At 60.0% G+C, this 24653-nt stretch carries 24 protein-coding genes and 2 pseudogenes; 8 read left to right on the top strand and 18 right to left on the bottom strand.

Annotated elements, in window-relative coordinates:
- Nucleotides 1-1155, bottom strand: coding sequence for an efflux RND transporter periplasmic adaptor subunit (locus tag ACMX37_RS03435; RefSeq protein WP_483147531.1), 1155 nt, complete (start codon nucleotides 1153-1155; stop codon nucleotides 1-3).
- Nucleotides 1156-1279: 124 nt separating this feature from the next.
- Between ACMX37_RS03435 and ACMX37_RS03430 the strand changes: the two genes are divergently transcribed.
- The 3 genes from ACMX37_RS03430 (at nucleotide 1280) to ACMX37_RS03420 (ending at nucleotide 6698) form a co-directional block, all read left to right on the top strand.
- A complete protein-coding gene (locus ACMX37_RS03430; protein ID WP_483147530.1) occupies nucleotides 1280-1870 on the top strand; it encodes a TetR/AcrR family transcriptional regulator in 591 nt (196 codons plus the stop codon).
- 430 nt (nucleotides 1871-2300) lie between these two features.
- Nucleotides 2301-4640, top strand: a complete 2340-nt coding sequence (locus ACMX37_RS03425) for a TonB-dependent receptor (RefSeq protein ID WP_483147529.1) — start codon at nucleotides 2301-2303, stop codon at nucleotides 4638-4640.
- 495 nt (nucleotides 4641-5135) lie between these two features.
- Nucleotides 5136-6698 carry a TonB-dependent receptor gene (locus tag ACMX37_RS03420; RefSeq protein WP_483147528.1) on the top strand — a complete coding sequence of 521 codons (1563 nt, stop codon included), beginning with the start codon at nucleotides 5136-5138 and terminating at the stop codon, nucleotides 6696-6698.
- Nucleotides 6699-6714: 16 nt separating this feature from the next.
- Here the strand turns inward: ACMX37_RS03420 and ACMX37_RS03415 are convergent.
- The 9 genes and pseudogenes from ACMX37_RS03415 to ACMX37_RS03375 all read right to left on the bottom strand — a co-directional run.
- Nucleotides 6715-7032 (bottom strand): annotated as a pseudogene (locus ACMX37_RS03415) (YybH family protein); the annotation flags it as partial.
- Between the two features lie 34 nt (nucleotides 7033-7066).
- A complete protein-coding gene (locus ACMX37_RS03410; RefSeq protein WP_483147527.1) occupies nucleotides 7067-7990 on the bottom strand; it encodes a CopD family protein in 924 nt (307 codons plus the stop codon).
- 7 nt (nucleotides 7991-7997) lie between these two features.
- Nucleotides 7998-8387, bottom strand: a complete 390-nt coding sequence (locus ACMX37_RS03405) for a copper resistance protein CopC (RefSeq protein WP_086740562.1) — start codon at nucleotides 8385-8387, stop codon at nucleotides 7998-8000.
- 16 nt (nucleotides 8388-8403) lie between these two features.
- On the bottom strand, nucleotides 8404-9510 hold the full coding sequence (locus tag ACMX37_RS03400) for a copper resistance protein B (RefSeq protein ID WP_086740559.1): 1107 nt from the start codon (nucleotides 9508-9510) through the stop codon (nucleotides 8404-8406).
- A complete protein-coding gene (locus ACMX37_RS03395; RefSeq protein WP_088912963.1) occupies nucleotides 9507-11372 on the bottom strand; it encodes a copper resistance system multicopper oxidase in 1866 nt (621 codons plus the stop codon). The genes ACMX37_RS03400 and ACMX37_RS03395 overlap by 4 nt, the downstream gene beginning before the upstream one ends.
- 5 nt (nucleotides 11373-11377) lie before the next feature.
- Complete coding sequence (locus ACMX37_RS03390; protein ID WP_088912962.1) at nucleotides 11378-11950, bottom strand: RNA polymerase sigma factor; 573 nt, start codon at nucleotides 11948-11950, stop codon at nucleotides 11378-11380.
- On the bottom strand, nucleotides 11947-12384 hold the full coding sequence (locus ACMX37_RS03385) for a periplasmic heavy metal sensor (RefSeq protein WP_086740553.1): 438 nt from the start codon (nucleotides 12382-12384) through the stop codon (nucleotides 11947-11949). The genes ACMX37_RS03390 and ACMX37_RS03385 overlap by 4 nt, the downstream gene beginning before the upstream one ends.
- Nucleotides 12381-12641 (bottom strand): hypothetical protein, encoded by a 261-nt coding sequence (locus ACMX37_RS03380; RefSeq protein WP_086740551.1) that lies wholly within the window; start codon nucleotides 12639-12641, stop codon nucleotides 12381-12383. Before ACMX37_RS03380 ends, ACMX37_RS03385 begins: the two co-directional genes overlap by 4 nt.
- A gap of 61 nt (nucleotides 12642-12702) precedes the next feature.
- Nucleotides 12703-13089, bottom strand: coding sequence for a MerR family transcriptional regulator (locus ACMX37_RS03375; protein WP_088912960.1), 387 nt, complete (start codon nucleotides 13087-13089; stop codon nucleotides 12703-12705).
- A 72-nt stretch (nucleotides 13090-13161) separates the two neighbouring features.
- Between ACMX37_RS03375 and ACMX37_RS03370 the strand changes: the two genes are divergently transcribed.
- A complete protein-coding gene (locus ACMX37_RS03370; protein ID WP_162291046.1) occupies nucleotides 13162-13911 on the top strand; it encodes a MauE/DoxX family redox-associated membrane protein in 750 nt (249 codons plus the stop codon).
- 165 nt (nucleotides 13912-14076) lie between these two features.
- Here ACMX37_RS03370 and ACMX37_RS03365 read toward each other — a convergent pair whose 3' ends face one another.
- The 4 genes from ACMX37_RS03365 to ACMX37_RS03350 form a co-directional block, all read right to left on the bottom strand.
- A complete protein-coding gene (locus ACMX37_RS03365) occupies nucleotides 14077-14226 on the bottom strand; it encodes a hypothetical protein (protein ID WP_156076275.1) in 150 nt (49 codons plus the stop codon).
- Between the two features lie 584 nt (nucleotides 14227-14810).
- Nucleotides 14811-18053: an efflux RND transporter permease subunit gene (locus tag ACMX37_RS03360; protein WP_483147526.1), complete on the bottom strand. Its 3243-nt coding sequence runs from the start codon at nucleotides 18051-18053 to the stop codon at nucleotides 14811-14813.
- An 11-nt stretch (nucleotides 18054-18064) separates the two neighbouring features.
- Nucleotides 18065-19285 carry an efflux RND transporter periplasmic adaptor subunit gene (locus tag ACMX37_RS03355; RefSeq protein WP_088912958.1) on the bottom strand — a complete coding sequence of 407 codons (1221 nt, stop codon included), beginning with the start codon at nucleotides 19283-19285 and terminating at the stop codon, nucleotides 18065-18067.
- Between the two features lie 2 nt (nucleotides 19286-19287).
- A complete protein-coding gene (locus ACMX37_RS03350; RefSeq protein ID WP_162291054.1) occupies nucleotides 19288-20490 on the bottom strand; it encodes a TolC family protein in 1203 nt (400 codons plus the stop codon).
- A 166-nt stretch (nucleotides 20491-20656) separates the two neighbouring features.
- Here ACMX37_RS03350 and ACMX37_RS03345 point away from each other — a divergent pair, with 166 nt between their 5' ends.
- Nucleotides 20657-20905 carry a hypothetical protein gene (locus tag ACMX37_RS03345; RefSeq protein WP_482783204.1) on the top strand — a complete coding sequence of 83 codons (249 nt, stop codon included), beginning with the start codon at nucleotides 20657-20659 and terminating at the stop codon, nucleotides 20903-20905.
- A gap of 72 nt (nucleotides 20906-20977) precedes the next feature.
- On the opposite strand, the gene ACMX37_RS03340 is transcribed toward ACMX37_RS03345, so the two are convergent.
- Genes ACMX37_RS03340 through ACMX37_RS03330 form a run of 3 tightly spaced genes read right to left on the bottom strand, consistent with a single transcriptional unit; the run spans nucleotide 20978 to nucleotide 22544 of the window.
- Nucleotides 20978-21331, bottom strand: a complete 354-nt coding sequence (locus ACMX37_RS03340) for a DUF3703 domain-containing protein (protein WP_086741015.1) — start codon at nucleotides 21329-21331, stop codon at nucleotides 20978-20980.
- Entirely contained in the window at nucleotides 21328-21903 is a 576-nt protein-coding gene (locus tag ACMX37_RS03335) for a methyltransferase family protein (protein WP_086741017.1), read from the bottom strand. The genes ACMX37_RS03340 and ACMX37_RS03335 overlap by 4 nt, the downstream gene beginning before the upstream one ends.
- Nucleotides 21903-22544, bottom strand: coding sequence for a cation efflux transmembrane domain-containing protein (locus tag ACMX37_RS03330; RefSeq protein ID WP_088912955.1), 642 nt, complete (start codon nucleotides 22542-22544; stop codon nucleotides 21903-21905). Before ACMX37_RS03330 ends, ACMX37_RS03335 begins: the two co-directional genes overlap by 1 nt.
- Nucleotides 22545-22627: 83 nt before the next feature.
- On the opposite strand from ACMX37_RS03330, the gene ACMX37_RS03325 reads away from it, so the two are divergent.
- The 3 genes and pseudogenes from ACMX37_RS03325 to ACMX37_RS03315 all read left to right on the top strand — a co-directional run bounded on the left by ACMX37_RS03325 (nucleotide 22628) and on the right by ACMX37_RS03315 (nucleotide 24205).
- Nucleotides 22628-23023 carry a MerR family transcriptional regulator gene (locus tag ACMX37_RS03325; RefSeq protein ID WP_086741021.1) on the top strand — a complete coding sequence of 132 codons (396 nt, stop codon included), beginning with the start codon at nucleotides 22628-22630 and terminating at the stop codon, nucleotides 23021-23023.
- 154 nt (nucleotides 23024-23177) lie between these two features.
- Nucleotides 23178-23348: pseudogene (locus tag ACMX37_RS03320) on the top strand (efflux RND transporter permease subunit); the annotation flags it as partial.
- Between the two features lie 218 nt (nucleotides 23349-23566).
- Nucleotides 23567-24205, top strand: a complete 639-nt coding sequence (locus ACMX37_RS03315) for a cation efflux transmembrane domain-containing protein (protein ID WP_088912954.1) — start codon at nucleotides 23567-23569, stop codon at nucleotides 24203-24205.
- A gap of 22 nt (nucleotides 24206-24227) precedes the next feature.
- Here the strand turns inward: ACMX37_RS03315 and ACMX37_RS03310 are convergent, their stop codons facing one another.
- Nucleotides 24228-24551 (bottom strand): YnfA family protein, encoded by a 324-nt coding sequence (locus ACMX37_RS03310; RefSeq protein WP_088912953.1) that lies wholly within the window; start codon nucleotides 24549-24551, stop codon nucleotides 24228-24230.
- Nucleotides 24552-24653: the final 102 nt, after the last annotated feature.

The following is a 24653-nucleotide window of genomic DNA, read 5'->3' as shown; positions in this document are numbered from 1 at the left end:
TCAACGCTCCTTCGCCGGCACCACGCGCGGCACATTGCTTGGAGCCGCGTTTATCGGCTTTACAGCCACGCCAGGGCGCAGCTTCTGGATATTGCTGACAACCACTTTATCGCCTGGCTTCAAGCCATCTTCGACAATCCATCGATCCCCGATCAGCGCACCTAATCGAATCGGGCGGTTGGCCACCGCCCCTGTGCGGTCGACGACGAATACGGATCCACCCCGCTCGGAGAGCACAACGGCACGCTGTGGGATGGTAATGCCTTCCTTCAACTGCCCAATGAACAGCTTTGCCCGAACAAATTCGCCAGGGAGCAAAACGCCGGTTGGATTAGGAAACTCGGCGCGCAGATCGACGGTACCCGTCTCTTCATCGACGGACAGCGCCAGAAAATTGATATACCCAGAAATGGGATACTCGGACCCGTCGGCGAAGCTCAGCCTCACTTCAACCCGCCCATTTTCGTCAAGAGCCAATCTGCCGCTCGATATAGCGCGGCGTAATGCAAGAACTTCGGTGGCAGCTTGGGCGAAGTTTACATAGACTGGCTGACTCTGCTCGATGCGCGTCAAAAGTGTTCCCTCGATCTGGCTAACCAGCGCGCCTTCGGTGACTTCGGCGCGCCCTGCTCGCCCGGCAATCGGTGCGCGGACTGTGGTGTAATTCAGTTGTAGGGATGCCGCTTCGAGCTGGGCGCGGGTCTGCGCGACATTTGCTTCGGCTTCTCGCGCTGCAGCAAGGGCTGCATCATATTCCTGACTGCTGATGGCATTTTCGGCAACGAGGGGTTTGTATCTTTCCACCACCGCTCGGGCGTTGGCTGCGGTGGCTTTTGCTCGTTCGAGCGAAGCACGAGTTTGTGCAAAAGTGGCCCTCAATTCCCTCGGGTCGATAAGGAACAATGGCTGACCAGCTTGGACATCGGTTCCTTCGACGTAAAGCCGCCGCTGCACGATGCCCGTGACACGCGCGCGCACTTCAGCCATCCGAACGGGCTCAACTCGGCCTGGCAGCTCAATCACGTTCGGCACGGCTTGCGGCGCAATGGTCACGACTTCAACCGGAAGCGGCGGCGGCGGCGGCGGTGGATCGTTCCGGCCTGAACATCCTGCAAAGGCCAGCAGGGCCAAGAGGGCCGTGAAGCAGCGCGACATGGGAGAGGATCCTTCGGCTTCTGTTTTTATGGATGAATCGGTGTAATAGCTATTACACGGTTGTCAATTACCACATAAAGTCCGAATGGTTCCCGTGATGGAGCAATCGTCTCAAAACTGTCGCTTGGAGCGCCGCAAGGGGGCTATCGTCGCGGCTGCGCGGGACCTGTTTATCAAGAACGGTTTCGAGCAAACAACGCTTGCCGAAATCGTCAATCGTTCGGGCGGGTCTTTATCGACCGTATACAAGCTCTTTGGAAATAAAGACGGGCTTCTCGAGGCAGTCGTGCTAAAAAATGCGGCCTCAGGCGAAGCAATTGTTCGCGACGCTATGGAAGCCGGCTTGGCGCCAGGTCCCACGCTGCATCAGGTGGCCGACGGGCTTCAGAAGTTTTTTCTTCACCCTGACGTAGTGGCAATCGTTCGCATCGTTATTGGCCGAAGTGTCAGCGACCCTCGATTTGCAAGAAGGTTCTTCGAACGTACCGCTAATCGTACGAGGGACGCAATGCGCGAGCTATTCGCGCGTTGGCAAGAAGCAGGATACTCCATGCAGGGTACTCCTGATTTTCTGGCGGATCAATTTATGAGCTTGTTCTCAACCGATCTACAAAGGCAGGCATTCAGCTATGGTGTGATAGGGACAACCTCGCGCGAGATGATCGCAGCACGCACGGATTTTTTCCTGAAGGCAGCAGAAATTTTGCCGCCCTAGTCATGCCCCCCCCTTTGCGGTCCAGCTCACGCCTTTCCTCGCAGACCGGTAAGAAATGCTGAGACATTCTGGTCCGCCCACCGCGAATCCCGTTCTGCTGCATCAGAAGTGATCAGTCCTGTCAGTGAGAGATTCTTGCCAAGACTGCATGCTCAGAGCGATCGCGGTCTGCCATTAGCTCCACGGCGTATCCCCTTGGCCGGCCTTTAACCGTTCCCAGCACAATAACGGCAGGGCAGGCCGAGCCAAAGGCGGACCCGGGCAAGTAGTCGCCAGGATCGCGCATGCGACTCGCCGTCTCGCGTGCAGCTGGGCGGCCTTGATGTTGCAGGTTGGTCACAGTGTGAAATTGGTTGCTCTGTCCAGTTGACGCGAAACGATGCATCCGCAAAACGCAATAGCCAAAACAGACAAGAATTGAGAGGTCATCATGCAGAAACATATGCTGTTCCGACGCTCGTTGGCATTGCTGCTTTCCACGGCTGCCATAAGCCCATTTGCCGCGCACGCTCAGGACGCCGAGCCGCAAAACCAGCAAGAGACGAGTGCTAACTCGCTCGACGCGATCAACGAAATTCTCGTTACCGGAACCAAGACCAAGGATGCCGAGAACGTGCAGGACGTGCCGCTGGCCGTTACGGCGTTCAACGCCAGTACACTCGAAGCTTTCAAGATCCGCAACATCGCTGGCCTTTCGTTTCAAGCGCCGAGCGTCAGTCTCGACGATGTGGGCACGACCCGCGGCGCGGCCAACTTCACGATCCGTGGCGTCGGCATCAACTCGTCGATCCCCTCGATCGACCCGACCGTGGGCGTCTTCGTTGACGGCGTGTATCTCGGCATCAACGGGGGCGTGGTGTTCGACCTGTTCGACCTCGATAGCGTTGAAGTGCTGCGCGGCCCGCAGGGTGTGCTGTTTGGCCGCAACGTCACCGGCGGCGCGGTGGTGATCAACACCGGCAACCCGACCGAAGATTTCCGCGGCAAGTTCCGCGCGGCAGTTGATGGCCCGATCGATAGCGGCCGCGGCGGCGCCAACTACACCGTCAGCGGCGTGCTGAGCGGCCCGATCGTCGAGGACGTGCTGCTGTTCAAGGTCGGCGCCTATTACAACAAGGACGAAGGCTACTTCACGAACCTGTTCGACAATTCGAACCACGGTGCAGCCGAAACCAAGATCCTGCGTGGCGCGCTGGAAGCCCGCCTCGGCGGCCTGACCCTGCTCGGCAAGCTCGACTACTTCGAGAGCGACGGCGACGGCCCGTCCAGCCAGAACCGGGCTCTTTTTGACCGAAATTCGTTCGATTTCTCGATTGATGAGCCGGGCAATTACGCGAACGAAATCTGGACCGGTTCACTTACCGCGACGGTTGATATCGGTGCCGGCACACTGACCAACGTGTTCGGCTGGCGCAAGTATGACGCCACCACCCTCGGCGATATCGACGCCACACCTCTCTTTCTGTTCCATTCAACGACCGAGACGGCACAGGAGCAATTTTCAAACGAGCTGCGTTATGCAATTTCGCTCGACAGCCTAGACTTGACCGTTGGCGGGTTTTGGTTCGAACAAGATCTTGCCTACACCGAAGAACGCAGCCTGCGCCGTGACCTGCCGGTGAACCTGCAACCCCCGCGCTTCTGGGGCGGCGGTTCGCAGAACCACGAAGTGATCGGTGTGTTCGCCAACGCCCAGTGGGAATTTGTTGACAATCTGTCGCTGATCGCGGGCATCCGCTGGAATCAGGAAACTAAGGATGCAGGCATCACCTTCATCCGTCCGCGGCCAACCTGTTCGGTGGTCCAAGGCACCTGCCCGACATCGGGCACCAACCCCTTCGTTCCCGGAGAGAGCAACGGCTTCACAGATCGCGTGCGTTTCCGCAACGTCTCGCCAAAGCTCGGTTTACAATACGAGTTCGCGGACAGCCAGGTCTATGGGCACTGGAGCCGCGGCTTCCGTTCGGGTGGCTACAACTTCCGCATAACCGACGTCGCGCTGTTCAATCGCATTCTTGCTGCTACCGATGGCGCGCTGGGCTTCGACGAAGAGCAGGTCGACACCTACGAAATCGGGGGCAAGTTCCAGACGGCCGACCGTTCGTTTACACTCAATCTTGCTGGTTATGTGACCAAGATCGGCAATATGCAGCGTGAGGTGAACACGGCAGGCCCTTCGGGCGTCGTTCAGAATATTGTTAATACTGCCGATGCCACCATCATGGGCATTGACGCCGAAGCCCGCATGCGGGTGTCGGACTCGCTGGTTTTCACCGCCAACCTCGGCCTGATTGACGCGGAATACGACAGCCTATTGTTCAATATCGGCAGTTCCGACGGTATCACCGGTAATCCGGCGGATTCGCTGGGCCTTAGCATACCGCGCGTCTCGCCTGTCACTGTGGGTGCCGGTTTCATCCACGAACTCGACCTCGGGAGCAGTAACATCCTCACGCGAGTGAACTACCAGTATCGCGACAAAGCGGCCTACACGGACGACAACCTGGGATGGCTGAACGATTTGAGCATGCTGGAAGCCAACATTACTTGGAACACACCGGTCGACGGGCTGTCGCTCTCAATCTACGGGCGCAACCTGCTCGATCAGGTGCAGGAAGGGGGCGACACACAGGTACCCTTCGGTCCGACCTTCCCTGGTTCAACCTCGACTGGCGTGCGCCGTCCGTTCGGACTGCAACCCACCGCCGGCACCTTCTCACCGCTGATGCGTGGCCGGAACGTGGGTATCGAAGCTCTGTTTGAGTTTTAATGATCGCACCCTAAGCGGGGTGCGATATGCTTGCTCACGCGACCTGAAGGTCGCGTCGCTGCGGGCGGCCGCTTGGCCCTGCGATTGCATTGCAACCGAGGTCGGCCACAGGCGAACAAGGATGGGGCGCTCCGGGAACGGGGCGCCCCCTTATTGTTTTCAGCCTTACCCGCGCACTTTACAACCGACTAGGCCAGCGACCTCATTCGACCATCACGGGAGACGGAGAGAGCGCTGTCTCAATGGCTTGTGTGCTCTCATGACGGGTCGACATTTCTGCAAGGACCGTGCCTTGCTTCCGGTCTATCAAGCTATCCAACACCAACCTTAAATGGCTTTACTAATTTCACATCTTCGCATAGCTTCTCACTTGCGAGGATGGCACTCTCTCCCCTCCTCAAGAAAGCTTCAGGGCGATCCAAAGGTGGGCGCTTTTGAGCATCGCAAGCCGCTGCGGGGTAGAACGTCTCAGCCGACGAACGGAGAGGATACAAAATGAAAACTAGGGCGATGATACTGGCGAGTGCCGCAGTTGTCGTGGCTTGTCCGCACGCGGCTAATGCGCAGGAGAATACTGAAAGCGGCCCTGATGCGGATAGCTCTGTAATTATCGTCACAGCGCAACGGCAGTCGCAAAGCCTTCAAGAGGTACCCATTGCTGTTTCCGCTTTTGACGCCGAAGCGCTCGGAAGCCAGCAAATTGAAAATGCGTCGGATCTACAACTAACACTGCCAAACGTGTCCTTCTCAAAGGGCAATTTCACCGCCGCATCTTTTACAATACGCGGAATTGGTGATCTATGCGTAGGCGTCACATGTGATGCGGCAACAGCTATTCATGTGAACGGTTCCCCGCTCTTTGGAACACGGTTATTTGAAACAGAATATTTTGATTTAGAAAGAGTGGAAGTTCTGCGCGGGCCGCAAGGAACGCTGTTCGGACGTAATGCGACATCCGGGGTGGTGAATTTCGTTACAGCGAAACCCGACCTGGGGGCCTTCGGAGCGTCCGGTGAGTTGGAATATGGCAACTACAACAGCATCAGGGTCGAAGGCATGGTTAACGCTCCAATCACCGACACGATTGGTGTCCGATTGGCCGGCTTCTATCTCAATCGGGACGGGTATACCACGAATGTCTTCGACGGAACGGACATTGATGACCGTGATATGTATGCCTTCCGAGGCTCTTTAAGGTTCGAACCAACTGTCGACACTACAATAGACTTGATGGGCTATTACTTCCGTGAAAAAGATAATCGACTGCGCAACCAAAAGCAAACTTGTCAGCGTGATCCTCTTGGTGTTCTTGGCTGCCTGAACAATCGGCGTGATTTTGATATCACTAACGCCAACTCAACGGTCGGCGCTACGCTTAGCTCACGAGAATTTTTCGCCCTTCAGGGCATTCCGTCTGCCTTGGGTCTCGGAAGCCTGTACGGCCCAGACGCGTTCAGCGGGTTTAACGAACCCAGTGATGTCCGGGTGGTCAATACAGCATATACGCCTTTTTATTTTGCTGATGAGTTACAGTTACAGGCCCGTTTGGAGCAGAGGTTGGGGGATCTCTCTCTATCTGTGACGGGAATTTACCAAGACACACAAGTCGAATCCCGTCAGGATTACTTCCTTGGCATTCAGAATCGCAGCACGTTTGCTCCAGCTCTGAATGCGCTATCCAGTTTTGCGACTGTTGGCATACCAACAGGTCTTCCTGCGCCGGCGCCCGCAGTTGTTCCCGGCTCCGCCGCCTACTTCGCACCAATCACCCAAGCCCTCATACCGAGCGGACCACAGGGCGTGTTATGCACTTCCGACAATGATGACGGTAATAGGGGCGCATTCGAAGGCAACTCGCGCTGCTCTGAAACGCCACTCTCCTTCGATAGATCGGCGGAGCGCCGAAAATCATGGAGCGCGGAGGTTCTTCTCTCTAGTGATTTCGATGGCAGCTTCAATTTTCTTCTGGGCGGCATCTATGCCCGCTCAAAAACAACAGACAACATACATTATGTAAAATTGTCTCTGTCAAGTTCGGAATTTTGTTCTGCTTACTGACATCAATTCACATGCTCTAGCCATTGATTGTCGCAGATGACCAATGGATGTGCATGATACGCCATTGCCCTTTCATCCGCCTGAGAATTACCGTCTCGATCAACCGGCTGTTGATCACACGCGTGCGGTACGTTCCTGAGACCGTTTCAACGCTCATAACCCACGCCATATCGCCTTGCATTCGATCAGTCCGGCTTACCAGCTTCCGAGTTACAGCGGCGGTAAAGGCAGCGTCCGCCTCCAGATGGTGGCTGGCATATTCGGCGCGACCTCTTTCGACGCCGCCAGATTCAAAGATGACGACATCTTCCGCAAGCAGCGCTAACGCAGCATCTGTGTTCCCCCTCGGTGGTCAATCCACGTACTGTCTACATCGTCATTGGAGACAGCATGCCCAGCACAGCAACCAGTCCAATCACCCCAGCAGCCAACATCAACTCGCCTGCCAAGCTTTTACGCAGGAGCGTCAGTGCAACTGAGTGCTCCACACTGTCGCGTTCATGAACCAGAAAATGCCGCCGTCCGATCTGGGCATTGTGCGCGCCAAACGCCAGCATTCCGCCAACTAACGTCACTTTTGCGACTAACAACAAGCCATAGGGGGTGTCGGAAACGGCTATGGTGTTCTCCAAGCCAAAGATCAGCTGCGCATTTATCAGACCCGTCATAGATACAGCTGCGACAAGCCCGACACCCAGCGGTGCGAAGCCATGCATGACGCGAAGCAGCTGATCGGTAGGGATAAGAGCGGGCTGCCGGTGAGCTTTGATTGTCAGTAAAAGGAACCAGCAGATGGCACCTACCCACAAGCTCGCCGCAAGCAAGTGTACGCCGTTATTCAGACGGTGGAACAAGCCCAATCCGCCTTCAGTCGCAGCCACATGGCCGCTCCAGCTTAGCGTGAGCAGCGCACCGGCGAAGCAGGCAGCAGCGACGGGGAAACCTACGCTAGTCCGGTGTCGAATGAACAACGCACACAAGCCGAAGGTGAGCAAAGATTCGCGCAAGATGAACGCTTTGCCAAGGTCAGTGCCAACAATCATTGCTTCGGCCATCGGCCAATCGAGCGCTGTAATTGGCACACCCATCATAGCAGCGATCGAGGCCAGCATCAGGGCGATTGAAACCACCGGTGCCGCAAGCGCTGCGATGATCAGCGTGTGACCGCCCTCGTCGTGAGGCACCCAGCGCTCGCCACGCAACCCAACCAACCGAAATGCCGTCCAACCCAACAGGCCGAGCAGCAAAGCATAATGAGCAAACCGCAGAACCTGTTCGGTTGGCTCACCCATCTCATTATCAGCCGACGATAAAGCTGACTTTACCTGTCATACGATGGCCGTCCGCCCCCGCAGCCTGCCAGCGCACCTCATAGGTTCCTTTGGCCAGCGGCTTTTTCAGGGTGAGTGTCATCGTTTTGTTGCCGTTGGACCAAGAGGTGGTGAAATTGCGGATGGCCATTTCGCCGTGGTTTGCCATGCCCGGCATCGCGGTCATGACGATGCTTGCTGCCGCCGTCGGCGGGAGCAGAGCTTCACTGAAGGTCAGTGTGACCACGCGGGCGCTGCCAACAGTCGTTCCCTCAGCCGGTGTCGATGCGACGACTTTGGTGTGAGCAAGCGAAGCGGACGGAACTGCAAGCGGAGCGGCGACCATTGCGATTGCGGCGAGGAGAGATGCGAATTTCATGGGGTACTCCTTTATTTCAGAACCAGAAACGGATGCCAACGAGATAGTTCGTGACGCTGGGATCCTCGCCGCGTGCGCGGGCGTAATCGGCGCTGCCGCCGAGGCGCCAACTTTGCTCGATGCCGATATACGGGGCAAATTCGCGAATAAACTCGTAGCGCAGCCGCACGCCGACCTCGACCGAATCGATGCCTGACCCGGTGCCGAGCTGCGGAATTTCCTGCGCCGACAGGTTCACCTCGGCGCGCGGTTGCAGGATCAGACGTTGAGTGATGCGCTGGTCGACCTCGCCCTCGATCCGCGCTGTGAGATCGCCACGCTGTGACAGGAACAATGCGGCGTCGACCTCGAACATATAGGGCGAAAGCCCTTGCACGCCGATCACCGCATGCGTGGTATCGGGTCCGCGGAGGTCTTGGCGCACGCCCGCCTGCAGATCCCAGAAGGGCGCAATGGCCCGCGCGTAGAGCGCCTGGACCTCGGCTTGTTCAATCGGTTCGCCGAACGTGCCTTCACCTTCGCTCTTGAACCAGAGCCGGCTCGTCGGGCCACCATAATAGCCCTGAAGATCCCAAAGATAGCCCTCACGACCGTCGCGCACCTGCGTCTCGAAACGATCGCCCTGAAACCAGAAGACCGGGAAATCGCCATGGGTGCGTTGCAATTCCTCGCGCGAAGCCCGCATCGCGTCGGCGCCCCAGATGGCATCGGCGGCGCGCGGTGGACCGCTTCCGGCCTCAGGTGGCGGCGGGGTTTCCATGGCAGGTCCCGGAGAAGCAGGCGCGGCAACGTCGACCGCGCCATGATCCATGGTGCTGTGGTCCATGCCAATCATCGAATCGGCAGGCCCGGCCGCCCCACCCGTCATGTCATGGCCTGCGTGAGGGTCGATTGGCTCAGCGGTAGCAGGCTGCTCTGGCATGGCGTGCCCCGCGTGCGGATCGGCCGGATCAAGCGCTGTCGGCGCCGCGGGCATGCCGTGGCCGGCATGGCGGTCGCCGGGCGCTGGCGCAGGTGTGGGCGCTGGCGCGGGCATTGCATGCCCTTGATGCTGAGCGAAGGCCGGAACGGAGATCAACGCGCTCCCGAGCAGGGCCGCTGACAGGACAGACCGCACGCTCATGCACCGCCGCCCGGACCGACCACGGTCACAGTCTGCATCATCCCGCCATGCATGTGATACATCAGGTGGCAGTGAAACGCCCAGTCGCCGGGTTCATTGGCCGTGAGATCAAATTGCGCGCTGGCGCCGGGCTGGACGATCACGACGTTCTTGCGCGGCTGAAGCGCAGCGCTTTCCCCGTTTACCAGCTCGAAGAACATGCCGTGCAGATGGATGGGGTGCGCCATCATGGTGTTGTTGACCAGCTTCACCCGCACCCGCTCGTTCCATGCAAAACGGATCGGCACATCGCTGACGGCAGAATACATCCGCCCGTCGAACGACCACATATAACGTTCCATATTGCCAGTAAGGTGCAGTTCGAGCAGCCGCGATGGCTCGCGGGTGTCGCGGTTGGGCTCGAGCGCCTTGAGCATGCGATAATTGAGCACCCGGTGCGGCACATCGCGCAGTCCAAGGCCGGGATCGCCCATTTTGTCGATGGGGGCCATCGACACCATGTCGATGCCTGGGCCGATCGCGACGTCGGGCGGGAGCAGCGCGGTATCGCGCATCTTCATGCCGTCCATGCTCATGCCACTCATCGCCATGCCTGCCATGCCACTATCGGCAGAGGCGGCCACGTCGCCATGTCCCATGGCTGCGTGATCCATCGCGCCTGTTGCACCACCGGTTGCACCTTCTGCGGAAGGACCGGACGTCATTGCTCCATGATCCATGCTGCCGGACCCGTGATCCATTCCCATGTCGCCCATGGTTAGCAGCGGCGGATCGCGCAGCGCAGGAACGGTCGCCCGCGCACCGGGCCGACTCGCCAACATGGCCAGCGCCATGCCCGAACGGTCCATCGACTCACCGACGATGGCATAGGCTTCGGCATTTCCTGGCTCGACGATTACGTCATAGATTTCGGCAGTGCCGATCTGGAATTCGTCAACCTCAACCGGGCGCACGTTCTGCCCATCTGCTGCGATGATCGTCATCGGCAGGCCGGGGATGCGAACGTTGAAAAAGCTCTGCGCCGATCCATTGATGATACGCAGCCGGATGCGTTCTCCCGGCTTGAACAGATATTCCATGCCCTCCGCCGGCCCACGTCCGTTGGCAAGAAACGTGTACGTCTTCCCGCCAATATCCATGATATCGGTCGGCATCATCCGCATCTGTGCCCACATCCGGCGTTCTTCGCCGGTCATCGGGTAGTCATCGGTCCAGGTGTTTTGCTGGCGGTTGAAATAGCCTTCGCCGGTGCGCAACCGCTGCATGATGAAATGTGGGTCGAGCACAGTGAAGTCGCTTAGCAGCAAAATGTAATCGCGATCATACTCCACCGGTTCGGCGCCTGCCGGGTCAATAATCAAAGGGCCATAATGCCCCGACTGCTCCTGCAAGCCCGAGTGGCTGTGATACCAATAGGTACCTGCCTGGCGGACCGGGAATTCGTAGGTGAAGGTCTGGCCCGGCTTGATGCCCGGAAAGCTGATGCCCGGGACCCCGTCCATCTGGAACGGGAGCAATAGCCCGTGCCAGTGGATCGATGTATCCTCGCTCAAATTGTTGGTGACATTCAGGCGGACATTCTGCCCTTCGCGCAGCCGGATCAACGGGCCGGGGACACTGCCATTGACGGCGATGCCCGGGCCGCGTCGCCCTTCAACAATGCGATGCCCGCTGCCGACGGCAAGATCGATGACCTCGCCGCTGAGCTCACCAAAGCCCGCAGGAATGCGCGGGCCGTCGCGGCCATGGCTGCCGCCCCGGTGCATGCTGTGCCCTTGCGCCCAAGCTGGCGTAGCGGCGAAGGCTGAGGCCGCGCCAAACGCAGCGATCAGGTGACGTCTTGTGAGATGAGGACTGGTCATGCGATTTATACGCGCGCAAGGCCTTCACCCCTCAAAGTTTCCTGAAGTTTTTTCCGCGCCCTCCCAAGACGTGTCTCGACCGCCTTTACGCTGATGCCCAGTGTCGTTGCGGTCTCCTGCTGGCTTAGCCCTTCGACTGTGCAAAGGATCAGGACATCTTTGAGACGTGCTGGAAGCTTGGCGATCGCGCGGGCGGTCGCGGCGAGCTCGGCGCGGTCTGCGGCAAGCGTTTGTGCCGAGGGTGCATCATCGGCAATCCATTGCGCAGCCTGTTCGGACATGGGCAGGCCTATGAAGCGCCTGACGGCGCGCCGACGGGCCCAGTCCCGGCATTTGTTGAGCGTGATGGCGCTGATCCAGGCCTTGAACGATCGTCCGGGGTCGAAGCGGTTCAGCGCGCCGAATGCGGCTATGAAAGCCTCCTGCGTAATGTCCAAGGCTTCATCCGGATCACCCGTCGCTGAGCGCGCAAGCCGGTACACTGTCTCGCGGTAGCGCTCCACAAGCTCCCGCTGCGCATCGGCATGGCCAGCCAGAGATCTGCGGACGAGCGCCGCATCCGGATCGTCAGCGGTCACTGCGGCTGAGCAGCGAGGCTCTTGCTGACCACCGCATCGAACCGTGATTGCTGATCGGGGCGCAGAATGGCGCGCATCGCGAAAACGTGTTCGAGTGTTGCTTTTTGGAGATCCCCCATCGCGTCATGCGTCTCGTCGACCGCGGCCGACACGCGGGGACCGTATTCGTGCTCGGCAGCAATGGCTTCGCCGAGCAGCGCGTTGCTGCTCCTGAGCCGTTCTTCGAGCGCTTCGCGCCGCGCAGCGAACTGGCGCTCCAATGCAGTCAGTTCTTTTTCCTGCGCCGGGTCGAGGTCAAGCTCATCATGAATCAGGGCGTGGAGTTCAGCCCCACCATGGTGCGGTGCGGGTTGAAGCATTCTTCCGAGCCATACCCCTACCAGCGCAAGCGCAATGATCAGCCCCGCCGCCAAAACGATGCGACGCTGGTTCATTGCTGACCCAGGGCGATGAGAGGGGTCAGCGATGCCGGGGGACCGAAGGCGGCAATAGGCACTTCGGCTTGTGCAGGTGCCTGAAGACCGCTGAAAACGCCCAGTCCGAGCGACGCAACGAGGCCTAGTCCGAGCAATGCCCGTGTCTGCCTGACGTCTGCCTGTGCGCGCTGCGCGAGGCGTTCACCATCAATCCCGGACATATCCGGGACAGGAAGTCTGGCCAGGCGTGCGAGATTCTCGTCGAGATCCATCATGCAGCTCCTTTAGAGTTGTATACGCAGGCGCGGACAAAACCCCTCACTTTCCGATGCCCAATTATCGTTGCAGCTCAAAACTGAAGGCATCGATGATCGGACAGGGCCCAGATTTCCCCGCAGCGCAGTCCTCGGCGAGCCGGACGAGCGCACCGCGCATGGTTTGCAAAGTGGCAATTTTCTCATCAAGCGCCGCGATCCGAACGCGTGCAAGGTCCTGCGCCGCCGCTCGGTCGCCAGAATCGAGGGAGAGCAGCGTGGCGATCTCTTCAAGTGTGAACCCGGCGGTCTGCGCCGAGCGGATCGATTGCAAGCGTGCCAGATCGCCGCGCGTGTAGCGGCGCGGACCCTCGTGGCGCTCAGGCTGGGCCACCAATCCGCGCCGCTGATAATAACGGATCGTCTCGACGTTGACCCCGCCTGCACGGGCAAATTCACCGATCTTCATATAATGCTTGATCCCGTACCATGGTACGGAACCTATATAAGCCGCAAGTTTGCGATTCAAAGGAAATCACTAATGCCCAAGCCTACAAAAACCGCCGTGCTTCACCGCATGGTCATGCAAAACCACACTTGCCCTTACGGCCTGAAGTCAAAGCATCTGCTCAAAACGCGAGGTTACTCCGTCGATGATCGGCACCTCACCACGCGCGAACAGACTGACGCGTTCAAGGCTGAATACGGCGTTGCAACCACCCCACAGACCTTCATCGATGGCAAGCGGATCGGAGGGCATGACGACCTGCGGCGCTACTTCGGGATCAAGGTCCCTGTTCCCGGCGCGACCAGCTATCGCCCGGTAATTGCGCTCTTCGCCATGACAGCAGCCATGGCGATGGCCGCTGGCATCGCGGTTGATGGCACAGCCTTCAGCATTCGCGTTGCCGAGTGGTTTATCGCGTTTAGCATGTGCGTGCTTGCGATGCTCAAACTTCAGAATGTCGACAAGTTCGCGACCATGTTCCTCAATTACGACCTGTTGGCGAAGCGCTGGGTCCCTTATGCGACCCTCTATCCCTTCGCTGAAGGCTTGGCCGGTGTCCTGATGGTTTCAGGCCAGCTGCATTGGCTCTCGATACCCGTGGCGCTATTCATTGGGACGATCGGTGCAATTTCGGTCTTCAAGGCAGTCTACATCGACAAGCGCGAACTCAAATGCGCTTGCGTCGGTGGCGACAGCAATGTCCCGCTAGGCTTCGTCTCGTTGACTGAAAATCTAATGATGATGGCAATGGCAATCTGGATGTTATCCAGAGCCATTGGCTAAAGGTCGCCCGCATAAGAATTGAGAACATCGCCCCTTAGGCTTTGACCTGCCTAAAAATAATTGGTCGTTGCTCATTATCGATGGGGATAATGCCCCCACCATACACAAGAAAGCGGGCGCCCGGTTAGTAACCGGACGCCCGCCCTTTTTGCTCTGGTTATTCCCTTACGGACAGCAGCTCATGGCCGCATCGCAGCAAGCGAGCACGAGGTCGCAGCAGGACATGGCGAGGGATGCAACCTGATCCGGCGCAGCGGCAAATGCTGCAGAGCTGGATCCGAGCAGCACGGCTGCAGCGATAATGTACTTTTTCATGATGGTATCTCCGTTGATGTTGAATTGACTGGATCAGCGGCGAATTCGGGGAGGAGGCGGTTCCGGCCCTGCGTTTGGCGAGGGCGGAGAATTGGCGATAAGCAGGAGAAAGGTGAGCGACGAAAGATCGCGGGCTTCTAGTGACGAAAATCGCGCTGCTGGCAGCGTCTGGCAAAAGGCGAGACAGTAACTCTGACACTGCTGACGCTCATCATCCATGCAATCATCGCAGCCGCCTGCGTCTGCGCTCATCTCTGCCATGGGGGTACAACCGTTCGCTGCATACGTTGCCTCGACGGGCAGCAGCGCGACCAGAAATGCCGCGAGGTAGAGAAAGAGGCGCTGTGTCACTGGATGGACCATACTGCTGGGTTCGGTTTGATCAAAGACTTAGTTACAATCAGCTAGGCAATGCTCCTGCGCACTCGCATCTCGCCTGCCGGCGCCATGATCATGGCTCGCCCCCATCAGCCTGCATCCTGCGTGATCAAACACCGTTCGCAAGATTGCGACGCAAATCGCTTATCGCTGTGGTTCATCGCCTTTCTCGCTAGTCCTATCTTCCAATGCATCTGATCCTCATCTCATGCGATTGCGGGGGATAATGCCTGCGGCTCATCGTCAGGAAAGCGTCTTGCTTCCCGGTCGAGCACAAGCCGGGCGAGCGCGGGCAAGACGACCAAGGTCAACAGGGTCGCCGAAATCAATCCGCCGATTACCACCGTCGCGATCGGTCGCTGCACTTCCGCCCCTGTGCCCCTTGCCAGAGCCATCGGTACGAAGCCGAGACTGGCCACCAATGCCGTCATCAGCACGGGCCGCAGGCGCATCAGTGCGCCTTCGCGCACCGACTCCAGCACGCCCTTGCCGTTCTGACGCAGCGCCAGGATGCTCGACATCATTACCAGCCCGTTGAGCACCGCCACGCCAGACAGCGCAATGAAGCCAACCGCTGCGGAGACCGAAAAGGGCATGCCACGCAGCCACAGCAATAGCACCCCGCCGCTCAGCGCCAGCGGCACGGCCGAGAAGACCATCGCCGCCCGGCTCGCCGATCCCAGCGCTGCGTACAGCAACGCAAAGATAGCCGCGAAGACGAGGGGTACCACGATGCTGAGACGGCTTTGCGCGCGCTCGAGATTCTCGAACTGTCCGCCCCAGTCGATCCAGAGGCCGGCGGGAATCTGGACATCGCGCGCGACCGCCTGCTGCGCATCGGCGACAAAGGATCCGAGGTCTCGCCCGCGCACATTGGCCTGAACCACAACCCGCCGCTTGCCGTTTTCGCGACTCACCTGATTGGGGCCATTTTCGACTTTGAACCGGACGAGTTGACCGAGTTGTACCGAGCGCGTCGTTCCCTCCGCAGTCGGCAGCGCAACCGGCAGCGCGGCCAATGCGTCGAGATCACGTCGCTGCCCTTCGGGCAGGCGCACCACGACATCAAACCGCCGATCGCCTTCAAAGACGAGCCCGGCTTCGCGGCCGCCGAGCGCGATCTGTACCACGTCGGTCACATCGCCGACCGACAGACCATAGGCAGCAATCGCCGCCCGGTCGAAATCGATCACCAGCGCCGGCAGTCCTTCGGTCTGCTCGACTTTGACATCCGAAGCACCATCGACTGCACGCAGCGCGGCTGCAACCCGCTGCGCCGTAGCATGCAATGTCTCGAAATCATCGCCATAGACTTTGACCGCCACATCTGATCGCACGCCCGAAATCAGCTCGTTGAACCGCATCTGGATTGGTTGGCTGAACTCGTAATTGTTGCCGAGCAGCGTGTTCAGGCGGGCTTCCACTCGGGCAATCAGAGCAGCCTTCGTTTCTGACGGATCGGCCCACTCCTCACGTGGGCGCAAGATCACGAAGGTGTCGGACACATTGCCGGGCATCGGGTCAGTCGCAACTTCCGCTGTGCCTGTCTTCGAGAAGACCGTCGCGACCTCCGGAAAGCCAGCAATCACCCCCTCGACCTGCAACTGCATTGAGGCCGATTGCTCGACACTCGTGGACGGGATCCGCATCGCATGAAGCGCGAAATTCTTCTCGTCGAGCTGCGGAATGAACTCCCTCCCAAGGCTGGTGAAGGCCAAGAGCGCGACAAGGAAAATCGCCGTTCCCGAGCCGATGGCCACCCATGGCCGGGCGAGCGCTTTGTCGAGCAAAGGCTCATAGCGGCTCCGCGTTGCCGCCAGCACACGCGGCTCCTTCTCCTCGACCTTGCCGGTCACGAGCAGCGCCACCATAGCTGGTACGAAGGTCAGCGACAGGATGAACGCTGCGGCGAGCGCCAGCATCACGGTGATCGCCATCGGCGCAAACATCTTGCCTTCCACCCCGTCGAACGCGAGCAGCGGCAGATAAACCAGAATAATGATGGCCTGACCGAACACCGACGGACGGATCATCTCGCGCGCTGCAACCATCACTTCGTGCAGCCGCTCCTGCAAGCTGAGCAACCTGCCTTCGTGATGATGGCGCTCAGCCAGACGGCGCAGGCAGTTTTCGACGATGATCACCGCGCCATCGACGATCAGCCCGAAATCGAGCGCGCCAAGGCTCATCAGATTGCCTGAAACACCCCCTTTGACCATCCCAATCGCCGCCAGCAGCATCGACAGCGGGATCACTAGCGCGGTGATGATGGCAGCCCGGAAATTGCCGAGCAGCAGAAACAGGACGACAATGACGAGGAGCGCGCCTTCAGTCAGGTTCTTGGCCACCGTGCTGATCGTCGCATCCACCAGCACCGAACGATCGAGCACCGGCGTCACGACAATGCCGGGCGGGAGGGCCGCGCCGATCTCTTCGAGCTTCTCGGCGGATTCAGCTGCCACCGTGCGGCTGTTGCCTCCTGCAAGCATCAGAGCGGTGCCGACCACAGCGCCATGACCATTGACACTGGCTGCACCTGTACGGACTTCGCGGCCCGATGAAATGGTCGCTACATCGATGACCCGCACCGGCGCCCCGCCACGCTGGGTAATCACGATATTGGCAATTTCAGACCCGCGTGACACCCGGGCATCGGCCCGCACCACCAGCCCTTCACCGCTGCGCTCGACCACGCCCGCACCGCTCGACACATTGCCGCGTTCGAGCGCCTCGACCAGATCGGCCATCGACAGACCGGCGGCGGCCAAACGCACCGTATCGGGTGCGACTTCATATTGCTTTACGAAGCCGCCGATCGCGTCGACACCCGCCACATTGGCAACCTGGCGCATCTGCGGGCGAATGATCCAGTCCTGTACGGTGCGCAGGTAAGTCAGGCGCTCCTCCGGCGTCGTCAACCGCTGTCCCTCAGGTGTCAGATAGCTGCCGTCAGTTTGCCAGCCCGGCTGCCCGGCCCGCGCGCGCGGAGCCCCGCGCCCGTCGGGATGCTCAAAGTCGACCGTCCACATCAGTACTTCGCCAAGGCCGGTCGACACAGGTCCGATTTGTGGGTCAACCCCGGGCGGAAGTGTCCCCGCTGCCTGCGTCAAGCGCTCACCCACCTGCTGGCGGGCGAAGTAGAGATCGGTATCGTCAGTGAAGATCACTGTGACCTGTGCAAAGCCGTTGCGGGAAATCGACCGCGTCTCGACCAGGCCGGGCATGCCCGCCATTGCGGTCTCGATCGGATAGCTGACCTGTCGTTCCATCTCCGTCGGTCCCAGCGAGGGCGCGACGGCATTGATCTGCACCTGCCGGTTGGTGATGTCGGGCACGGCATCGACCGGCAAATTTGCCAGCTGGGTCGCCCCGTAGATTGCTGCGAAGACGGTCAGCATGACCACCAGCACTCTTCGCTCGACGGCGAAGGCCAGAATTTTCTCAAGCATCGTCCGTCCTCTCAGTGATCATGTTCGGCCTCGGCCTTGCCGAGTTCCGCTTTGAGGACGAAGGCGTTGACGGTTGCCACGCGCTCGCCGACGCGCAGGCCGGAAAGGACCGGAACCGCTGCATCGCTACCTAACCCGATCGTCACCGGACGCATGACAAACCCGCGCTGGGTCCGCACGAACACGACACTGCGCCCCTCGGTCTCCTGGATCGCGCTGCGCGGCACGACTGGTACGCGCGCGCCGTCAACGCCCGGAGTAGCAACCCTCGCGCTGACATTCTGTCCGACGCGCAAGTCACCGTCGGTGTTGTCGATAGTCGCGATCGCCTTGGCCGCGCCGGTCGCCGGATCGACGGCAGGCGACAGGAACCGTATGCGACCGGTATGGGGATGATCGCTCCCCTGGACGGAAAGCGTGATGGTCTGACCGATCACAACCCGCTGGATGTCGCGCGCTGGGATCATCAGCTCTGCCCATACCGTCCGTGGATCGGCGACCTGAAACAGCTCGCGCTCCGGCGGAACATATTCGCCCGGGGTCACCGTTACCGACGTTACCTCGCCTGCAACCGGCGAGCGCAGCGTCATGAGGCGCGTCGTCCCGCCGCCACTGCCGGCGCCCAATGCTCGCAATGCCTGATCGGCCTGCTGCGCTTCGATGCGCGCAGCGTCATAGGCCGCCTGCGCGGCTTCATAGTCCTGCCGGGCAGTCACACGCTGGCGGAACAGACTTTCCTCCCGGACAAGTACAGTGCGCGCGGCTTCGGCCGCGCGGCGTGCGCGCGCTGCGGCACCTTGTGCTTCAGCCACTTCACGGCTGTCGATCACTGCAAGAGGATCCCCGACACCAACCCGGTCGCCAAGCTGACGCAGGATGCGCACCACAACACCGGAGGTCCGTGCCGTGACATGCCCAACCGATTGGGTGGGCGGAACCAGAACGCCCGCTGCCGTCACCTCGCCGCCGGCAAGGCCCTCCTGTACTACGGCAACAGCAATCCCCGCTGCTTGTATCTGCGCATCACTGACCGCAATTGTTCCCTCCGAGGCTCCGGCTGAAACAGTCGCTTCATCGGCGTCTCCACCGCTTTCTTCCTCTTCAGCGTGCGTGGCATTCCCAGTCTGTGCGGTATCACCCCTCAAGAGATACCCAGCGCCGCCACCAGCCAGCGCAATCACCGCAGCGCCTGCGAGAAGTGGCATTGTCCTTTGATCGAGTTTGTAGGCCATGGTTAAATCTCCTCGCGCGCAAAGGCGCGGTTGAGCGCGGCAAGTGCGCGCGCACGATCCAGGCGAGCGTCGATTATGGCCCGCCGGGCCGAAGTGAGCGCTGTCTGAGCATCGAGCAGTTCGAGCAGTGAAAAGCGCCCCGCGCTGTAGCCAATCTGCGCGAGCCGAAGCGCTTCCTCGGCCTGGGCAAGACCCGGTCCTTCAAGGGCCTCAAGCCGGGCGTCAGCCGCTTCCACGAGCATGCGGGCCTGTGCCCGATCCCTACGCGCATCGGCGCGCACTCGCTCCAGTTCAAACTCCGCAGCGGTCGCATCGGCACGGGCAGCTTCAATGCCGCCGCGATTGCGATCGCGGATCGGAATGGGGATCGACACGCCAACGACAAAGGCCGTATCGCGACCATCACTGAACCGGCGTAGCCCTCCGCTCACGGTAACATCGGGGGTAGCCGCAGACTGGGCCAGTGCAATTCGTGCCGCCGCTACACGCTGCTCGGCATCGGCGAGCCGTTCGTCGATACTCGCAAAGCCAGGCTCGTTGCGGCCCATCGGCTCGGCGGCCGCACCTGTCTCGGTGCCCTGCGAAGGAGTCAACTCCGCATCGTCCGACGCAATCAGCGTCGCGAGGATGCGCCGCGCCGCCAGCATCGCACTGAAGGCTTCCAGTTCGGCCGCCCGAGCGTCCGCAAGAGCGGCCTCGGCTCGCAATTGCCTGAGCGGTGGATCGCGACCCGCTTCAACCAGTATCCGGGCTGTGTTAGCCAGCGAGGCTGCCTGCACTGCATTGTCGCGCGCGAGCGTCGCCCGGTCGGTCGCCGCAGACAGCTCGGCGAACGCCACTTCTACCTCACGGCGCAAATCTACCCGCTCGCGGAGCAATGACAGAGCGGCAACATCGCGCTCGCCCGCTGCAACCGCCCGCCGCGCACTGCGCTGACCGCCAACTTCAAGCCGTTGGCTCAGCGCCAGCGTTGTCTGCGCACTATCGAAGGACCGAAAAGGGCCGTTGCCGGCAAAGTCCTCGACCTCAAGACTGACCTCCGGATTGGGCGCCACCCCCGCCTGCCGTGCTCGGCCCTCTGCGGCAGCGACACGCGCTTGAGCCGCAGCTATTCTAGGGGAGTTGGCAAGCGCGCGCTCGAGCGCGCTGCCAAGCGTAATAGGTTCAGCCAACGCCGGATGGGCGGTAGCCAGCGCCGCAGCCATAAGGGCGGCGCGCAAGGACATTCGCATCGAAAAACTCCTGAACACAGGTGCAAACGGCACACGGGCGCAATGGCCCGAGTGCACTGGGCGACTGGGTTCAGGCTGACGGTGGTTGAAGGGGAGGCGCTTGAGCGAACGAGCTGAGAACGGCGGCGCTCAAGGCTGAATGCGAGGTATTGCCGCCCAGTGGCAGACCGAAATCACTTGCCCCTTCGCTGGCAAGTCCGATGCTGCAATGATGATGAACCAGCCCATGACATGGGCCGCCGTCATCGCTGGAACCGTTCCCGTGCCCGTCTCTGTCTGCATGATCAGCATGAGCATCCAGCATCATGACGCTGTCGTATCCGCTCGTACCATGCGCTGCAGCCGGCGATTCAACGCCGCCAAAGGCAAGGCCGATAGTCAGCCATAACAGGAGGAACATAGCCCGCACGCTAATGACCTACTCGTTCCGACCGGAAACAGCAATCTTGAACGCTTAAGGTCATTCGCCCATCCCGTCTTGCAAGAGCTCCAGAAGATCAGGCGGAATTGGCATTGGCTGAAAGGCGCTCACAGTCGACCGCCCGGTATTTCCGATCGGCAACTTTCCCGTCAGCGCGCCGATCGGCGCCAGAATGAGTCGGAAGATCTGGCCAAGTGCTTCGCTCCAATCGCGTTGCCGGAAGGCAAAGGCCAGCATTGCGCGGTGATTGGCCAGATGCTGCCTTAGGTAGGGCTGGGACAGGATGTGCGCCCGCTCGAGGTGGCACCATGCCATATCGTACTCGCCACGGCTGCGCGCCAAGCGATAAGCTGTCATCTCCTGCTCAATGAGCCTCATTGCAGCGAACTTCATTCCGCTCCTCCCTTACCAAGCCAACGCGGTACACGCGCTTTGAACTCGTGGTATTGGGCACCAAAACTTGCTGAAAGATGGGCTTCCTCGATCCTGACTTGGGCGATGCAGGCGACGACAAACGTCGCCCATGACACCCAGGCCCACCAAAATGCAGACACCATCGCGGCCGAGAACCCGACGAGCATCATCGCAAGGAAGATCGGGTTCCTACTGTATCGGAAGAGCCCGTGGGACACGAACTCCGGTGCATCTCCCTGACGAACGCCGATACGCCATGCGCGGCCCATCTGGATTTGCGCCACGATCACGGCGCCACCACCTAAAGTGGCAAGTATAGCCGCCAACCATGACAAGTCGCGGGGCCCAGCTCGTGCGCCGATGCCACTTGCAATAATCAGGGCCGCACCACTGACCGCGAATGCAAGTCCCGAAGCTCGCTGAGCCCCTTTCGCCGACAGAAAGGCGAATGCGTGGTCGCCAGTACGTCGCCGGATGGCGACACCGCGAACGATTGTCGCAGTGATTATCGCGACCATCGCAACGAAAGGTACTATTTGAAGAAATTCCATCAGGCCTGTTCCTGCCAAGCAGGCGCAGACTTCAATTCGCTCATCGCCTGTCGAAGAATCTGCATGCCCCCAGTTAACGCCAACCACGCCATTGCGGAGGCGACGATCAGGTCAGGCCATACACTGCCAGTTCCGAATACACCGATGGCAGCAAGCATCACGGCAACGTTGCCGATGGCGTCGTTGCGCGAGCAAATCCACACCGAGCGCATGTTCGCATCGCCAGTACGAAAGCTGTAGAGCATGATGGCGACGCCAGCATTGGCTGCGAGCCCGAGCAGTCCGATGACTCCCATCAGTTCAGGTTCGGGTGCAGCGCCCTCAAGCGCCGCCAGAACCGCGGTGATCGTGACCCAACCGCCCAGTCCGATGAGGGTGATCCCCTTGGCCAGCGCCGCCCGCGCGCGCCATGTCAACGCCATTCCGGCGACAAGCAGGCTGATCGCGTAGTTGGCGGCATCGCTTAGAAAATCGAGTGCATCAGCCTGTAACGCGCGGCTGTCAGCAGCGGCCCCTGCTCCCATTTCCACCGCGAACATGCCGGCGTTCACGCCGAGCGCGATCCACAAAGCCCTTCGCCAGCGCGGGTCATTCAACGTGGCCGCCGTTCCGCACGCGGCCTTGCAGCAATCATCAGCCATCGTCCTGCCTTCTCGACAATCTGCGAGTCGGCAGTCTATCTACACTCTGTAGCAACTACAGGGTCAAGAGCGGAGGTGTGGCAATGAAGATTGGCGAACTTGCGAGCGCCACTGCGACGAAGGTCGAGACGGTGCGCTATTATGAAAAGATCGGGCTGCTGCCGCCGCCCTCACGGACAAGTGCCAATTACCGCGCCTATGGGAATGATCATCTTGCGCGCCTGTCGTTCATCCGTCGCGCCCGCGATCTCGGTTTTACGCTCGAAGCGGTCCGCGAGCTGCTCACGCTGTCGGACGACAAGGCCCAATCCTGCGATGCGGTTGATGGGATTGCGCGCGTCCACCTTGCCGAAATCGACCGCAAGGTTACCGATCTGACCGCGCTTCGTGGGGAGCTTGATCGGATCATCGGATCCTGCCGTCACGGGACGGTGGCCGAATGCAAGATCATCGAAACCTTGGCCCCGCGCGGAAATTAGCAAGCTTGATCAATTACCTGATCATCGGTGCCTCTGATTTCAGTGCTCCGCATGATTTGGATGCGAAGCGACACACAAGGCTTGGAGCGCCTAGCCGCGCATTCCGCCGCGACGTTCTGGTATCTACTTCCGAGGCTATCGAAGTCGCCATCCTATCCGTCCGGCGCTCATGACTGCGCTGGTGGCATTGCTTGGCTTCGTGCCGATGGCGGTCGCGACCGGGAAAGGGGCCGAAGTGCCACGGGCGCTGGCAACTGTGGTCATAGGCGGCTTCATCCCCGCAACCATTCTTCCCCTTTTCGTTCTTCCGGCGGTTGCCAGACTTGTGCTGGGCGTTTCTGACGCGAGGCGAAGCCGGAAGTAGAACTGGCGCGACGGCCTGCGCCGTGACGCTACCCAGGATGAACAGGTAGGTCTTGGCGAGCTTAACCAGGTGATTTTGGGTGCCAACGCAATGTGGAAAGCTTCAGCACTTGACGATCGTACTTGCGGCCATGCCGTCTGGTATAGGCAGGAAAATTGGTGGACAAACGATATAATGAGATGAGCGGCGAAGGCGACCTTAATCTCGACACAGCCGAAAAGCGGCGCACCTTGTGGATCGTGCTGTGGCTTAACGTCGCCATCGCTGTAGGCTTCTTCATTACCGGCATCGCGGGCGATTCAAATGCTCTGCTCGCTAACGGGCTGGATAACTCATCGGACGCGGCGGTCTATGCGCTGAGCCTGCTGGCCCTGTCCCGTTCGCGAACTTGGAAGCGCGGCGCGGCACGCTTTTCCGGTATTATGCTGCTCATTTTCGCAGGCGGCGTCATCGCCGATGCCATTCGGCGCTTTGTTGAAGGATCGGAGCCAACTGGCATCATGATGATGGCAATGGCAGCGGTGGCGGCTGTCGTGAACCTGATCTGCTTGAAGCTACTCAATGAAATGAACGAGAAGGACGTCAATCTTCGCGCGGCGACCACCTTCAGCTTCAACGATTTCATCTCCAACGGCGGCATCATCGTCGCCGCCATCATCGTGACGGTATCCGGCGCAAATTGGCCCGATCTTGTGGTCGGTATCGCTGTCGCCGGAATAGCGCTGTATGGCGGTGTCGAGATCCTTCAGGATGCCCACATGGACGTCCATGATGAGGATGGCACAGAGCATGAGAAGGGTGATCAGCTCAACCTGTAAGAGGCGATCGGTCTTTCCACGTTTAAACTGGGCGCGGCCCCCACAGAATGATCGAAGCCCCTAACAAGCAGATGGCCACTCCAATGGTATCCCAACGATCAGGTTTGATCCCCTCAGCCATCCAAAGCCAAACCAGCGCGGACAGAATATAAATCCCACCGTAAGCCGCGTAGGTGCGACCAGCATGCTCAGCCTCGACGAACGTAAGAAGGACCGCGAAAAGGCACAGTGACAGAGCGCCAGGGATCAGCCAGATCGGGCTGCGATCAAGGCGCAGCCAAGCCCAGAACGCGAAGCAGCCCGCGATCTCGGCCAGCGCTGCACCGATGAAGATCAAGTAGGTCATCGTGGCGCCTGTCTGACAGGCACGGGCGGGAGTGGCAATCATTCGGATCCCACGGCAGGCTTACACTCAGTTGCGATCACAAGCAGGGTTGGAGCTTGATCC

It is taken from the genome of Porphyrobacter sp. THAI-01a (assembly GCF_056868655.1).
The sequence above is the reverse complement of the archived record's forward strand: the minus strand, read 5'-3'. Positions and strand labels throughout refer to the sequence as shown.

What these genes read in the sequence shown, in the direction of transcription:
- ACMX37_RS03435 (WP_483147531.1), bottom strand. Translation starts at nt 1,155, where the DNA reads ATGTCGCGCTGCTTCACGGCCCTCTTGGCCCTGCTGGCCTTTGCAGGA.
- ACMX37_RS03425 (WP_483147529.1), top strand. Translation starts at nt 2,301, where the DNA reads ATGCAGAAACATATGCTGTTCCGACGCTCGTTGGCATTGCTGCTTTCC.
- ACMX37_RS03420 (WP_483147528.1), top strand. Translation starts at nt 5,136, where the DNA reads ATGAAAACTAGGGCGATGATACTGGCGAGTGCCGCAGTTGTCGTGGCT.
- ACMX37_RS03410 (WP_483147527.1), bottom strand. Translation starts at nt 7,990, where the DNA reads ATGGGTGAGCCAACCGAACAGGTTCTGCGGTTTGCTCATTATGCTTTG.
- ACMX37_RS03405 (WP_086740562.1), bottom strand. Translation starts at nt 8,387, where the DNA reads ATGAAATTCGCATCTCTCCTCGCCGCAATCGCAATGGTCGCCGCTCCG.
- ACMX37_RS03400 (WP_086740559.1), bottom strand. Translation starts at nt 9,510, where the DNA reads ATGAGCGTGCGGTCTGTCCTGTCAGCGGCCCTGCTCGGGAGCGCGTTG.
- ACMX37_RS03395 (WP_088912963.1), bottom strand. Translation starts at nt 11,372, where the DNA reads ATGACCAGTCCTCATCTCACAAGACGTCACCTGATCGCTGCGTTTGGC.
- ACMX37_RS03385 (WP_086740553.1), bottom strand. Translation starts at nt 12,384, where the DNA reads ATGAACCAGCGTCGCATCGTTTTGGCGGCGGGGCTGATCATTGCGCTT.
- ACMX37_RS03380 (WP_086740551.1), bottom strand. Translation starts at nt 12,641, where the DNA reads ATGATGGATCTCGACGAGAATCTCGCACGCCTGGCCAGACTTCCTGTC.
- ACMX37_RS03375 (WP_088912960.1), bottom strand. Translation starts at nt 13,089, where the DNA reads ATGAAGATCGGTGAATTTGCCCGTGCAGGCGGGGTCAACGTCGAGACG.
- ACMX37_RS03370 (WP_162291046.1), top strand. Translation starts at nt 13,162, where the DNA reads ATGCCCAAGCCTACAAAAACCGCCGTGCTTCACCGCATGGTCATGCAA.
- ACMX37_RS03365 (WP_156076275.1), bottom strand. Translation starts at nt 14,226, where the DNA reads ATGAAAAAGTACATTATCGCTGCAGCCGTGCTGCTCGGATCCAGCTCT.
- ACMX37_RS03360 (WP_483147526.1), bottom strand. Translation starts at nt 18,053, where the DNA reads ATGCTTGAGAAAATTCTGGCCTTCGCCGTCGAGCGAAGAGTGCTGGTG.
- ACMX37_RS03355 (WP_088912958.1), bottom strand. Translation starts at nt 19,285, where the DNA reads ATGGCCTACAAACTCGATCAAAGGACAATGCCACTTCTCGCAGGCGCT.
- ACMX37_RS03350 (WP_162291054.1), bottom strand. Translation starts at nt 20,490, where the DNA reads ATGGCTGCGGCGCTGGCTACCGCCCATCCGGCGTTGGCTGAACCTATT.
- ACMX37_RS03345 (WP_482783204.1), top strand. Translation starts at nt 20,657, where the DNA reads ATGCGAGGTATTGCCGCCCAGTGGCAGACCGAAATCACTTGCCCCTTC.
- ACMX37_RS03340 (WP_086741015.1), bottom strand. Translation starts at nt 21,331, where the DNA reads ATGAAGTTCGCTGCAATGAGGCTCATTGAGCAGGAGATGACAGCTTAT.
- ACMX37_RS03335 (WP_086741017.1), bottom strand. Translation starts at nt 21,903, where the DNA reads ATGGAATTTCTTCAAATAGTACCTTTCGTTGCGATGGTCGCGATAATC.
- ACMX37_RS03330 (WP_088912955.1), bottom strand. Translation starts at nt 22,544, where the DNA reads ATGGCTGATGATTGCTGCAAGGCCGCGTGCGGAACGGCGGCCACGTTG.
- ACMX37_RS03325 (WP_086741021.1), top strand. Translation starts at nt 22,628, where the DNA reads ATGAAGATTGGCGAACTTGCGAGCGCCACTGCGACGAAGGTCGAGACG.
- ACMX37_RS03315 (WP_088912954.1), top strand. Translation starts at nt 23,567, where the DNA reads ATGAGCGGCGAAGGCGACCTTAATCTCGACACAGCCGAAAAGCGGCGC.
- ACMX37_RS03310 (WP_088912953.1), bottom strand. Translation starts at nt 24,551, where the DNA reads ATGACCTACTTGATCTTCATCGGTGCAGCGCTGGCCGAGATCGCGGGC.